We start from the raw sequence: 13,008 nt of genomic DNA on the forward strand, positions 1-13,008 counted from the left end.
CATGAAATATTTCTTACCACGCAAAGCCCTGTATGCAACAGGCTTTGCATTTATCACCGCATCAGTAATGACTGATGCCTGCGCCCAGGAATCCTACAAGGGAAAGATCGGGAAAACACTTGCAACATCTGAAGAGTGGTGGCCTGCACCGGTAAGCACCCCTAAAGATGCACCCAACATTGTGTGGATACTGTTGGATGATGTAGGTTTTGGTGCATCTTCTGCATTTGGCGGGCTTATCAGCACACCCACATTTGATTCACTTGCAGCCAATGGTTTAAAGTACACCAACTTTCATACCTGTGCCATCTGCGCACCTACCCGTGCAGCATTGTTAACAGGCCGAAACAGTGCATCAGTGCATGTTTCAGGGTTTTCACATACAATGCTGTCTGCCGGTTTTCCGGGTTGGGATGGTAAAATTCCCGCACAGGATGCAACCGTAGCAGAGCTCTTAAAAGAGTATGGTTACAACACATTTGCCGTAGGCAAATATGGTGTAACGCCTGATGAGGATGCCACCGATGCCGGCCCTTTCGACCGCTGGCCATCTGGCAAAGGCTTTGAACATTTCTATGGATTTCTGGGTTCGCAAACAGACCAGTATAAACCAGACCTCGTAGAAGACAATGCACACATTCAGCCTACAGGCAATAACCTGAATGAAGACATTACCACCAAAGCAATTTTTTATATAGACCGGCAAAAGAAAGCCGCGCCCGGCAAACCTTTCTTTTTGTATTATGCGCCCGGCGCCACTCATGCGCCCTTCCAGGTACCAAACGACTGGCTGGATCTTTATAAAGGAAAATTTGATGACGGCTGGGATGCTTACAGGGAGCAGGTGATAGCCAACCAGAAAAAAATCGGCATCATTCCTCAACAGGCAACACTGCCGGAAAACAACCCCGGCATTGTTCCATGGAATACATTGTCTCCCGAACAAAAAAAGACCTACGCAAGGTTTATGGAAGTGTACGCCTCTTACCTTACTTACATCGATGCACAGATCGGCAAACTGGTAGGGCACTTAAAAGACATCGGGCAACTTGACAATACAATGATCTTCCTCATGATCGGCGATAATGGTGCAAGTAAAGAAGGCTCGTACAATGGTGTGCTCGACCGCGGCCCCACTGCGCGGCAGTTAACAGATGAAGATGCTGTAAGAGATAACCTGCAGCGCATCGATCTGATCGGCACACCACAAGGCTCCCAGACGAATTACCCGCTTGGCTGGGCACAGGCATGCAATACGCCGTTCCGCTACTGGAAGCAGGATGCACACAGCGAAGGCGGCACCAGGAACCCATTGATCATCTTTTATCCCAAAGGCATCAAAGACAAAGGCGGTACCAGGAACCAGTACAGCCACGTGATCGATATACTGCCCACTACGCTGGAATACATTGGCATAAAAGCACCGCAATACCTGCGTGGCATAAAACAGGATTCCATACAGGGGCATTCACTCGTGTATTCTTTCAACAATGCCACCGCTGCATCAAAACACACGGAACAGTACTACTACATTTTCGGTTCAAGAGCCATCTACAAAGATGGCTGGAAGGCCGCTACCTATCATCATCCGGATTTTATTGACGAAAGGGTAAAAGACAGCGCATCACTCGCTGCTATCAAAAGAGATTTCAGTAAAGATGTTTGGCAGTTGTATAACATGAATGAAGACTTTAATGAACAGAATGATCTATCGGTTAAATACCCCGACAAGCTGAAAGCGTTACAGGCTTTGTTTGATGCAGATGCAACAAAATACGGCCTGTACCCGATGATCGATTGGGATGATGTACTGAAAAGGCGCATTCATAAAAACGGTGTTGCAGTTGCGCCTGCCGGCGGCGGACATTAGAAGCATATAATGTTACCGGCTGCAGTGCAGGTGGCATCGCCTGTTGTGTCACTCACTTCAACTGCAGCAAATGGCCGGGCAATGCGAAGACCGGTGCGTACGAATACTTTTTCTTAAGGGGTCAATTACGAAACAAACGACTGATAATTTATTATCCACAATTAAAATAAAAGTTATGGTATTACACGATTTTCTGCTGTTGTTTAAAAAGATAGCGGTGGGTGCTGCGCTATTCCTTGTGCCGCTGCTGCTCATCGTATCGATGCTATGGCTCATTCAATTTTACCTGTTAAACTAACCTTTTATATCATTAAAACCAAACACGATGAAAATGGAAAAAGAAATATCACGCAGGCTCGTGCGTGATATACTGCTAAGCGTAATGCTGTATGCATTGCCGGTGTTGCTCATGCTTGCATCCTTTTACCTTGGCAATGAAAGGCCATGGATTACATACCAGCCGGCGCCTGTAAAAGAATCATCAAATATTATTGTACAAATGTTCAGGCACCTGAATACATGGGGGCTTACCGCACTTGCTGTAATACTGGGTATCTGCGAGCTTGCCTATGGTTTATATGCCAATAAGTGGAGTAAGAATGAGCGAACACTGGATATTGTTTGTTTTATTGTTCCAAAAATTATTGCGCGCCCGTTTATTACATACGTAGGCTTGCTGTACCTGCCTGTGTTATTTCCCAACGGGAAAGATGCTTTTGCATGGGTACCATTCTGGTGGGGCTGCCTGATCATAGCTGTAGCAGATGACCTTACACAATACTGGTACCACCGCCTGCACCACCAGGTACCATGGCTATGGCGTTTCCACCGTACACACCATTCAGCAGAGTACATGGGTATGGCAATGGCCAGCAGGCAAAACATCATATACACCATCTTCTTCTCGCAGATCTATCTTACAACAGCGCTGGTGTACCTGGGGCTTGGTTATCCAGCTTTGTTTGTGGGCGTTACAAAATCGCTGATCGTGCTTGGTGCTCATTCGAGTTTGCCATGGGATAAGCCATTTTACAAATACAAATTGTTACGCCCTTTTGCGTGGGTGCTGGAAAGGGTGATCTCTACTCCTGCCACGCATCATGCACACCATGCAGACACGCACGGAGATGGCATTGGTTATTACAAAGGAAACTTTGGAAACATGTTTTTTCTGTGGGACATTATTTTTGGTACGGGCCACATAAGCCGGCAATACCCGGCAGGCTATGGAATAAAACATTACAGGCAGGAAGAATGGTACGCACAATTCCTTTGGCCCATTATAAAATCTAAAAAAGAAGGCAGTGAACTTGCCGCTAATGGCCCGATGGTGGGTGATGCCGTAGATGAAGAGACAAGGCTGGGTGAGGTAAAAGAAGAATATGCTGCAATGGGTGCACATGTATAGAAGGCAATGCCCGTTACCATATAACGGTAACGGGTTTGTTTTATCTAGCGAATTTGCACAGCAAGCCAAAACTGTATATAAAACAACGACGCATAAAATGCAGCGTAGCGAACAGGAAGTACAAGAGTGCGACGCAACAAAAGCCCCATAGCAGCAATGCAGCCGGGATTACAATACATTCGGGAAAGTTTTTAAAAAAATCTATCTATTTTTTTGTCTTTTTGAACTGTTTTTCAACAACTTACATTTTAATTCCTATTAAATCTATGGGATTTATATAAATTTAATTTTTTAGTGTAGTTTTGGCTTCTATTTTTACATCCTTCACAGCCGCATGCTGGAAGGAATTGGAATAGCAGCTATTACCAGGAACAAGTCCGAACCGATTGATTAACCAAAGAAATTTTTAACCAGAACTATCAAAACAAAATCTATGAGGCGTGCATTTTTATTGATCGTGCTGATGCTACCCGTACTGGCATTTGCACAACAAACATTCAAAGGAAAGGTCGTCAACGACAACAACAAAGGCCTGTCATTTGCGAGTGTGGCTTTAAAGAATTCCAAACAAGGTGTGGTAACAGATTCATCAGGAAACTTTTCTATAACAATAGACAGGAAACCACCATTTGTACTGCTTATCTCTTCTGTTGGTTATACACCGCAGGAATTTATAGTGAAAGACGCAGGCATAAACAACGTGGTGATACAACTGGATGCAGCTTTCCAGACCGATACGGTGATCATCACTTCCAGAAGGAGAAGAGAAGTATTGCAGGATGTGCCTATTCCTATTACAGTGGTTACCGGCAAACAGGTAGAAGACGCAGGCGCATTTAATGTTAACCGCCTGAAAGAACTGATACCTTCAGTACAACTTTATTCATCTAACCCGAGAAATACCGCATTGAACATACGCGGCCAGGGTACCACGTTCGGGCTTACCAATGATGGTATTGAACCCGGTGTTGGATTTTATGTAGATGGCGTATACTATGCAAGACCTGCAGCAACCACGCTTGACTTTATAGATGTGGAGCGCGTAGAAGTATTGCGCGGCCCGCAGGGCACGTTGTTTGGAAAGAACACCACTGCAGGGGCATTTAACGTTACTACCCGCAGGCCAACATTTAAACCAGGCGCCAACTTCGAAGTTAGTTATGGCAACTATGGCTATATACAGGCCAAAGCCTCTGTAACAGGCGGCATAACCAAAAAACTTGCCGGCCGTCTTTCTTTCTCCGGTACACAAAGAGACGGGCTGATCGAAAATGTGCGTACACAGAAATTTACCAATGACCTGAATAATCTTGGCTTCAGGGCGCAGTTGTTATATACACCATCTGATAAAGTAGACATTATTTTTGCAGGTGATGCAACGATACAAAGACCGGATGGTTATGCACAGGTAATTGCCGGTGTTGCCCCTACGTTAAGGGCAGGTTACCGCCAGTTTGATTCAATTATTGCAGACCTGAAATACCAGTTGCCCAGCCGCAACCCTTTTGACAGGAAGATCGATCATAACACACCATGGAGATCGAACAATGACCTGGGTGGTGCATCGGTAAACATTGATATAAAGCTTGGTTCGGGAACGCTTACTTCTACAACGGCGTGGCGCTACTGGCTGTGGGATCCTTCCAACGACAGGGATTTTACAGGCCTGGCAGTGTTAACTTATTCGCAGGCTCCTTCCAAACACCACCAGTGGTCGCAGGAAATACGCTATGCAGGTAATATCTCTTCCAGGTTAAACATTGTGGCCGGTTTATTTGGTATCAGCCAGAATTTAAAAACCGATCCTTACCACACGGAAGAATCCGGTGATGCACAGTGGAGATTTTCGCAAAGTTCTACCAGTTCCAAATGGGCCACACCCGGTTTATTTGATGGTTATGGTATAAGAACCTATTCTACATTGCAAACATTCAGCGGCTCGGCATTTACACAGCTTGATCTTGCTATTACAGACCGTTTGCACCTGCTGGGCGGCCTGCGCTATAACTATGATTATAAAAAAGTTGATTACAGGAGAGAAACATATGGTGGATTACAAACAACAGACCCGGACCTGGTTGCGCTTAAGAAAGCGGTGTATTCAGACCAGGCGTTCAATGTAAATACAGATAACATAAATCTGTCGGGTCTGCTTTCTCTTACTTACAAGGTATCGAACAGGATAAACACCTATGCTACTTATTCCACAGCATATAAGTCAGTTGGGCTTAACCTTGGTGGCCTGCCTACTTCGAATGGTGAGGTGCTACTGGACCTTGCTACCATAAAACCTGAGCATGTGGAGCATTTTGAAATCGGCATCAAAACTACGCCGGCAGCAGGTTCTACACTTAACCTTACCTTGTTCAACACCAACATAAAAGATTACCAGACGCTGGTGCAGACAGCGGAAGTAGGTGTAAACCGCGGCTACCTGGCCAATGCAGAGAAGGTACGCATTCGTGGTGCGGAGATTGACCTTAGCTCAAGACTGAACAGCCACTTTACCGTAAATGGCGGCCTGGCTTATACAGAAGGCACTTATGTGTCTTTTACAAATGCACCGGTGCCACTGGAAGAAACAGGCGGTACGGCTACTTTCAAAGATATTTCGGGCGGCGAACTGCCGGGCATATCGAGATGGACAACAACGCTGGGTGCAGAGTTTACCACATCTGCCATCTTTATGGGCAAAGCCGGCAAGTTCTTTATTGCGGCGGATGATTACTACCGCTCCGGTTTTTCTTCCAGCCCGTCACCATCAAAATACCTGAATGTAGATGGTTACATGCTGGTGAATGCCCGTGTTGGGTTTCGCGCCAACAGTGGTATCTCTGTTTTTTGCTGGAGCAGGAACGTGCTTAACAAGAATTATTTTGAACAGTTATTACCTGCTGCAGGAAATGCGGGGCACTATGCAGCAGTGCTGGGAGACCCGAGGACATATGGTATAACGCTGAGGTGCGCCTTTTAACAATGGCAGTCGTTTTTGTAAGCAGAACGTTTTCATATTGGAAAACAGGGCTATATGGTCCACGTTCGGCCGGCTTTCCGGCTGAACTTACATTGAACATCAAGAAAAATTAACGATACAACTTTTGGGGGTTCTGGGTTTAGGGTTTACCTATTGGAAAATACCCGCACCTGTCGAGGTGCGGGGCTTTTTTTTATCCGGGAGGTTGCACTTGCCGCAGGTTGCACTGCCGTACAAGTGTGCGACGCAACCAAAGCATTATAGTAGTAATGCAGCCGGGCCACAAATCTTCTTCCCTATTTTAAAAATCGTCACTGTCGCGGTAAGCCTTCACCAGTTTTGCTTCACCTTCTTTGCCTTTTTCAGAATTGCCATGTTCCATACCGAGTATGCCCTTATAACCTTTATTGTATATATGTTTGAAAATGTTTTTGTAATACATCTCACCTGAGAATGGTTCATTACGGCCGGGGTTGTCCCCTATCTGCAGGTAGCCAATCTCATCCCACACAAGGTCGAGGTTATTGATGATATTGCCTTCGTTGCGCTGCATGTGATACATATCAAACAAAAACTTGCACGCAGGGCTGTTCACTGCCTTACATATGGCAAAAGTCTGGTCTGTGTAGCGCAGAAACAGGTCGGGCGTATCGCTGAGGGCTTCGAGCACCATTACCAGGCCAAGCGGTTCAAAGATTTCGCATGCGGGGCGCAGGGTTTCAATAACATTGGCGGTTTGAATATCCAGCGGCAGTTTGCGCTCATAATTGCCGGGCACAACAGTCATCCATTTTGCATTGCAGCGTTTGGCGCACTCTACGGCATTTTTGCAGGCATCTAAAAATTTCTTTCGCCATTCTTTATCGCCCGATGTCATGGACGTGTGTAGCGGCCAGTGGTCGAAGTTGACCACGAATACACCCATGCTCATACCCAGCCTGGCCAGCTTATCGCCAATTTTCTTCTGTTCATCTACGGGCCTGTCCATAAAACCATTGTCTTCAATGGCGCGAAAACCCATATCGTACCCGTATTGTATCTGGTCTAAAAAGCTGCTCCCCGCACTGTTGCTAAACATTCCGTCGTGAAATGCGTAATTAAGTTTAAAAGGTTTTGCGGCTTCTGCTTTATGGTTAACCCCGGCGTTTACTGTTGATGCTGCCAGTACACCTGCGCCGGCAAGCAAAGACTGGTGCATGAATTTTCTGCGTTGCATAGACAAACAATTATTTGCCGTTAAGATAAGTACTTATAACTATTTCATTGCTAATTGAAAACGGAATTATGGAACCGGGCCAGCAAATGGCAGGCAGGCGGGCTGGTGTGTAAAAGCGGTTTTTGTTGGTACCTGGCTGCAGTACAGGTGGCATCGGCTGTTGCGTCGCACGCTTGTACTGCAGATCATTTTGCAGCACGCAACAACGTACAACCGATGTTTTCAACACTCCCGCTGCAAAGCATAATGCGCCTGTTGTTGCATATAATATATACATCAACTTACCAAAATTGTAACAGCACTTATACATTTCTAATGTTGATAACTACCGCAGGCGCACTTAACTTTTCAACATGCCGTAAAAATACTATCGGCTGTAAGTCAGGCACAGCAAGGGTTACAGGCCGCTGAATAAAAGAAGTAAATGACCGGAAGCGACATTCATTTGGCTGATTTATTGTTTAAGCAACGGATTGCGGCACCTTTTTTGCAAATTTTTTGACGCTATTAAATGACCCCCGTCCTTTAAATGCTTAACAGCAAAGCACCTATAATTTACACCAGATCATCGAAGAAAAAGCTGCAACATCTTGTTTTGCAGTATTTAATGTAACCCCCGTAAAGCAAGTTTTTACGGTTTATTTAATGTGTTTGACGTGGCATGCGTAAGCGCCTGCACAACTGCATTTACCGGTAATGCACTGTAATGGCTGTTTGCGATGTGTATTATTTATTAAACCGATAATGTAAAATGAAAAGAACAGTATCCTTCATGCTGGTACTTGGTTGTATCAGTGCAGTAACAGGCTGCAAAAAAGAAACCATTTCAACTGTACAGGAGACGACCGCAGCAGCAATTTCAGCAGACGTACAGAATGCCGTTAGTAAAGTAACCAACTTTGGAGTGATGGTGGCAGACACACAGCTTGACACCGATGGTAAAATTACCGTAACCGACAAGCTGGGTATGATCTATGTGAGAAACACCGTTATTCTGTCTACGTACAATGGCAAAGCACCTGTACTGGACGACTTTGCGGCAGCAGGTTATAAAGTGATTTTAAACCTGAATGAATACGCCGCAAACGGCGGTGCAAGGGCATTCCCGACGAACATGAAAGAGTACAAAAACCAGCTTAACGATTTTCTTGCTGATTACCAGCCGGAAGTAGCAGTAATAGAAAATGAACCTTACAATGATGGCTATTATACCGGCCCTATTGAAAACTATCTTACCCAGTTGCGCACTGCAGTCGATGTATGCAAAGCAAAAGGCATAAAAGTAGCCGATGGTGCGCTTAACCTGAATATGGTACTGATTTGCGTATACCAGGATTTTGTAAACAAGGGCCAGCAGGCAAAAGCTGATGACTTTGCCAACCGGTCAGGCATGAGTGGATCACTTGTACGGGCAGCACAGGGCAAGGGCAGTGCAGATATTAACGCAAAACTGGAAAAGTGTAAAAAGATGATCACTGCATACAAAGGCATGGCGCTCGACTACGTAAACATACACTGGTACGAGCCTATGGGTGAAAATGCCAGCAAGAGCTCATCCAACTCATCTGCACCAAATGTAGCTACAGACGTGGCAAATTACCTTCGTGCCGCCACCGGGAAAGATGTGCTTACAAATGAATTTGGACAAACCACCACCACACCTTCGCTGGTAGCGAGCCAGGTTACAGAATTCAGGAAAGCCGGTTTGGCTTACGCCATTGATTACTCAGGAACAGGAAATGGTGGCGTGAATCCAAAACCACTACACAAAAATGTCAACCTGCAGCCCAACGGTGTATCATACCGGGATGCTGTGGCAAACTGATAAATGATAAAACCCCCATCAAAAAAAAGCGCTTCCGTAATGGAAGTGCTTTTTTGTTTTATAATGCCCGGAAAAATACTGCAACGCTTACGCTATTCCACTGCGGTAAATAAACTGTATGATATTTGATGCATACCGGTATTGCTTAACCTAAAATATAAGATGATGAATAACACATTCGACATTGTTTACATGAACAACCCGGTAAAAGTAGAAAACACCGGCAAAACACCCGATGGACATAACAGCTATATCGTTCATTTACCGGGCGATGAACTGCACCTGGTACATACTGAAGACGATGAAGGCGCCGGCCGCTGGATGGACAAACAAACAGATAACGAAACAGACGTTTCAGGCGAGATCGGCCAACTGATAGAACTACACCTGGTCCAACAGCAGAACTAAGATCAGTAGTCTTTACGTTGTTGCAGCTCTTTCAATATTTTATTGAGCTTATCAGCATCGTTTACATACGGCGAAAGATCGAAAAGCTTAACCATCCTGAATTCCACAGGGTGGCTTTCGCTTTGGAGGGCGATGAAGCCGCCACCTACCAGGTCTCCATCTTTAAAGCCTGCCTGCTGCACCCATTTATCCTTACCATCGTATTGGGGTTTTTCATATGTTATTACGGTGTCTTTGCCCACTATGTGTTTTATTACAGAATCTCCTAATACCAATGCCGAAACTTTTACCCATTGGTCACCATGATAAGTATGCGAAACGGAAGTTACACAATGCGGTGTAAAAAATTTTCCGTTTAGTATAACATTTGTGCCCGGGGTACAAAGGTTGCAGGTACTGCGCTCATCTTTTCCATTACCACCAAGGAACTGCATTTCAAGCGATATGGGGAAATCCTGGTCCGTTGCTATGGTTTTGGGATCCTGGCAGTGCAGCATTGCGCCACTGTTCCTGATGGCCCAACCCGGTCCGTCCTTGATTTGTTCGCCTGTAAACCGGTATTCTACCACGAGTAAATAATCGGAGAATGCCTTATTGTAATAAATGTGGCCAAACTGTTCTTTAAACTCATTGTTGTATTGATCATAACTAACTTTCAGCACACCATTTTCCACACGAAACGTGTTACCATAATTTTCATTCAGCGGGTGGTCTTTTATTTTAATAACCCAGTCATTCAGATCTTTCCCGTTAAATAACTGTATCCAGCCCTTTTGTGCTGTTGCCGTAAACATAATCAGTGTCATAGCAAGCAGGCAGTATAGTTTTGCATTGTTCATGATACAAGTATAACAAATTAGCGGTAAAATAAGCCGGTGATCATCACAGTTCGGGAAAGAGATACCATTATCTTTAATGCCTTCTTTATTAAAACAGTGTGCTTATGAACCGCAGTGCTTTTTTAAAACAGTCAGCGTTGATCGCAGCAGGCATTGGTATTACAAAAAGCCTGCAGGCGGCAAATGTTACGGCCACAAACAAATTACCCAAATGGAAGGGTTTTAACCTGCTGGACTTTTTTACACCAGGCGCCATTGGTGCGTTAACCACCAAAGAAGAACATTTTAAATGGATGCAGGATTGGGGTTTCGATTTTGTACGCATTCCTATCGCCTACCCCTCCTATCTTGAGTTTGACAGAAGCCGCAATATTACCCCCGACGAAGTATACCACATCAGCAATGCTGCTGTAGAAAAAATAGATACACTGGTTGCTATGGCGCATAAATACAATATGCATGTAAGCCTTAACCTGCACAGGGCACCAGGTTACTGCATCAATGCCGGCTTTCATGAACCGTATAATCTTTGGAAAGATGATGCCGCTCAGCAGGCGTTTTATTTTCATTGGAACATGTGGGCAAAACGGTATAAAAATGTATCGCCTGCAAAAATCAGTTTCGATCTTGTAAACGAGCCCGGCATGCGCGAAGACATGAACGACCAGCATTCAAAAGTATCAGCCGTACCGGGAGAGGTGTACAGGAAAGTTGCCAAAGCCGCGGCTGAAGCCATACGCAAAGAAAACCCACAGCACCTGGTAATTGCAGATGGCAACAATGTAGGCAGCACGGTTATTACAGAGATCACAGACCTGGATATAGCCCAAAGCTGTCGTGGTTATAATCCCGGGCTAATCTCGCATTATAAAGCCCCGTGGGCCAATAACGATCCCGAACATATGCCCGAACCAAAATGGCCCGGCCAGGTTGGCAACCAATACTTGAGCAGGGAAATGCTGGAGAAATTTTACGAGCCCTGGATAGCACTTGCCAACAGTGGTGTGGGGGTACATTGCGGCGAATGTGGCTGCTGGAACAAAACGCCGCACCATGTTTTTCTTGCCTGGTTTACCGATCTGCTGGATATTTTATCCGCCAGCAAAATTGGCTTCGCAATATGGAATTTTACAGGCGATTTTGGTGTGCTCGACTCAGGCCGTACAGATGTTGCATACAAAGACTGGTATGGCCACAAGCTGGATGAGCGTTTCCTGGATGTTTTAAAGAAGGCGTAATACAATACTGTTGCCCAGGCTGCATTACTACTATCATCGCCTGTTGTGTCACTCACTTCAGCGCTTTGATCGCTGTGCGGCATTGTGCACCTTCTTGTGTTTTAATCATCATCGCTTAACTTGCAGGCCTGTAAAAATGTTTGCCTCATGAAAGATTTTACTTTCCACGAATCATTATTAGCATGAAGCGAACGTTCATCGATCCATTTCTTATTGCGTTGGTAGCTGTTGTGGGCATTGCTTATATTTTTCCATATCCCGGTACAAAAGCAAGTCCTTTCCACCTGGATGAAATTGCAGACTTTGGCGTATCACTCATCTTCCTTTTTTATGGTGTACAACTTGGTCCCGAAAAATTAAAGGCCGGCCTTTCTAATTTCAGGCTGCACATTATTATACATGTTAGCACATTTATTCTTTTCCCGTTGATCGTTATTCTCTGCAGGCCGCTGTTTTACACTTCTTTTCTACAGCAAACCTGGCTGCCCTTCTTTTTCCTTGCTGCGCTGCCGTCTACAGTTTCGTCTTCTGTTGTAATGGTTTCAATAGCGGGTGGCAATATACCGGCGGCAATTTTCAATGCAAGTATATCCAGTCTTATCGGCGTTTTTATTACACCTATATGGATGAGTATCTTTATGCAGCAAAACGGCAACATAGAACTGGGCAGTGTTATTGGCAAGCTGTTATTGCAGGTGTTGCTGCCGGTTGTAATTGGGTTGCTGCTCAACAAAAGATTTGGCGAATATGCGGCCTCAAAAAAACCTGCACTTAAACTTTTCGACCAAACAATCATCCTGCTGATTGTTTATTGCTCTTACTGTGAATCTTTCGAAGAAGGAGTGTTTAAAGGTTTTGCGCTTTCTAACCTGTTGTTGCTGCTGGTAATGGTTACCGTGTTGCTGATGTTTGTTTATGAACTTATCAACCTGCTTACAAGGCTATTACATTTCAGCCGCGAAGACAGGATAACCGCTTCTTTTTGCGGCTCCAAGAAATCATTGGTGCATGGTTCTGTAATGTCTAAAGTGTTGTTTGCAAATGCACCAAACTCCGGGTTGGTCTTGTTGCCGCTGATGCTGTACCATGGTGTGCAGTTGTTGATCATTAGTATTGCTGCCAGGAAAATGCAGCAGGCAAAAAATAACGGCATAGCTGAGCGCCTTGACAGACCCGGGAGTGTATAGCGTGTTTATTGAAAACACAGCATGCTGCACTGTGCCGAATAAA

At 45.0% G+C, this 13,008-nt stretch carries 10 protein-coding genes; 8 read left to right on the forward strand and 2 right to left on the reverse strand.

Going from position 1 to position 13,008, the window contains the following annotated elements; all coding sequences use genetic code 11:
* The first annotated feature begins 1 nt into the window (after position 1).
* The 4 genes from I5907_RS18660 to I5907_RS18670 all read left to right on the forward strand — a co-directional run bounded on the left by I5907_RS18660 (position 2) and on the right by I5907_RS18670 (position 6,252).
* A complete protein-coding gene (locus I5907_RS18660) occupies positions 2-1,870 on the forward strand; it encodes an arylsulfatase (protein WP_196992304.1) in 1,869 nt (622 codons plus the stop codon).
* 175 nt (positions 1,871-2,045) lie between these two features.
* A complete protein-coding gene (locus I5907_RS21835; protein WP_283016291.1) occupies positions 2,046-2,168 on the forward strand; it encodes a hypothetical protein in 123 nt (40 codons plus the stop codon).
* A 27-nt stretch (positions 2,169-2,195) separates the two neighbouring features.
* Complete coding sequence (locus I5907_RS18665) at positions 2,196-3,278, forward strand: sterol desaturase family protein (protein WP_231402166.1); 1,083 nt, start codon at positions 2,196-2,198, stop codon at positions 3,276-3,278.
* A gap of 433 nt (positions 3,279-3,711) precedes the next feature.
* A complete protein-coding gene (locus I5907_RS18670; protein WP_196992305.1) occupies positions 3,712-6,252 on the forward strand; it encodes a TonB-dependent receptor in 2,541 nt (846 codons plus the stop codon).
* A gap of 301 nt (positions 6,253-6,553) precedes the next feature.
* Here the strand turns inward: I5907_RS18670 and I5907_RS18675 are convergent, their stop codons facing one another.
* Entirely contained in the window at positions 6,554-7,468 is a 915-nt protein-coding gene (locus I5907_RS18675; protein WP_196992306.1) for a hydroxypyruvate isomerase family protein, read from the reverse strand.
* A 751-nt stretch (positions 7,469-8,219) separates the two neighbouring features.
* Between I5907_RS18675 and I5907_RS18680 the strand changes: the two genes are divergently transcribed.
* Entirely contained in the window at positions 8,220-9,293 is a 1,074-nt protein-coding gene (locus tag I5907_RS18680; RefSeq protein ID WP_196992307.1) for a hypothetical protein, read from the forward strand.
* Positions 9,294-9,458: 165 nt separating this feature from the next.
* Positions 9,459-9,701, forward strand: a complete 243-nt coding sequence (locus I5907_RS18685) for a hypothetical protein (protein WP_196992308.1) — start codon at positions 9,459-9,461, stop codon at positions 9,699-9,701.
* Between the two features lie 2 nt (positions 9,702-9,703).
* Here I5907_RS18685 and I5907_RS18690 read toward each other — a convergent pair whose 3' ends face one another.
* Positions 9,704-10,540 (reverse strand): 3-keto-disaccharide hydrolase, encoded by an 837-nt coding sequence (locus I5907_RS18690; protein WP_196992309.1) that lies wholly within the window; start codon positions 10,538-10,540, stop codon positions 9,704-9,706.
* A 104-nt stretch (positions 10,541-10,644) separates the two neighbouring features.
* Between I5907_RS18690 and I5907_RS18695 the strand changes: the two genes are divergently transcribed.
* Together I5907_RS18695 and I5907_RS18700 are read left to right on the forward strand one after the other, a co-directional pair.
* Positions 10,645-11,778 (forward strand): glycoside hydrolase family 5 protein, encoded by a 1,134-nt coding sequence (locus tag I5907_RS18695; RefSeq protein ID WP_196992310.1) that lies wholly within the window; start codon positions 10,645-10,647, stop codon positions 11,776-11,778.
* Between the two features lie 182 nt (positions 11,779-11,960).
* Complete coding sequence (locus I5907_RS18700) at positions 11,961-12,965, forward strand: bile acid:sodium symporter family protein (RefSeq protein WP_196992311.1); 1,005 nt, start codon at positions 11,961-11,963, stop codon at positions 12,963-12,965.
* Positions 12,966-13,008 lie beyond the last annotated feature (43 nt).

Origin of the sequence: Panacibacter microcysteis, assembly GCF_015831355.1 — a bacterium.
Classification (GTDB): Bacteria; Bacteroidota; Bacteroidia; order Chitinophagales; family Chitinophagaceae; genus Panacibacter; species Panacibacter microcysteis.

Coding starts and splice junctions, on each gene's coding strand:
- I5907_RS18660 (WP_196992304.1), top strand. CDS start 2: ATGAAATATTTCTTACCACGCAAAGCCCTGTATGCAACAGGCTTTGCA.
- I5907_RS21835 (WP_283016291.1), top strand. CDS start 2,046: ATGGTATTACACGATTTTCTGCTGTTGTTTAAAAAGATAGCGGTGGGT.
- I5907_RS18665 (WP_231402166.1), top strand. CDS start 2,196: ATGAAAATGGAAAAAGAAATATCACGCAGGCTCGTGCGTGATATACTG.
- I5907_RS18670 (WP_196992305.1), top strand. CDS start 3,712: ATGAGGCGTGCATTTTTATTGATCGTGCTGATGCTACCCGTACTGGCA.
- I5907_RS18675 (WP_196992306.1), bottom strand. CDS start 7,468: ATGCAACGCAGAAAATTCATGCACCAGTCTTTGCTTGCCGGCGCAGGT.
- I5907_RS18680 (WP_196992307.1), top strand. CDS start 8,220: ATGAAAAGAACAGTATCCTTCATGCTGGTACTTGGTTGTATCAGTGCA.
- I5907_RS18685 (WP_196992308.1), top strand. CDS start 9,459: ATGAATAACACATTCGACATTGTTTACATGAACAACCCGGTAAAAGTA.
- I5907_RS18690 (WP_196992309.1), bottom strand. CDS start 10,540: ATGAACAATGCAAAACTATACTGCCTGCTTGCTATGACACTGATTATG.
- I5907_RS18695 (WP_196992310.1), top strand. CDS start 10,645: ATGAACCGCAGTGCTTTTTTAAAACAGTCAGCGTTGATCGCAGCAGGC.
- I5907_RS18700 (WP_196992311.1), top strand. CDS start 11,961: ATGAAGCGAACGTTCATCGATCCATTTCTTATTGCGTTGGTAGCTGTT.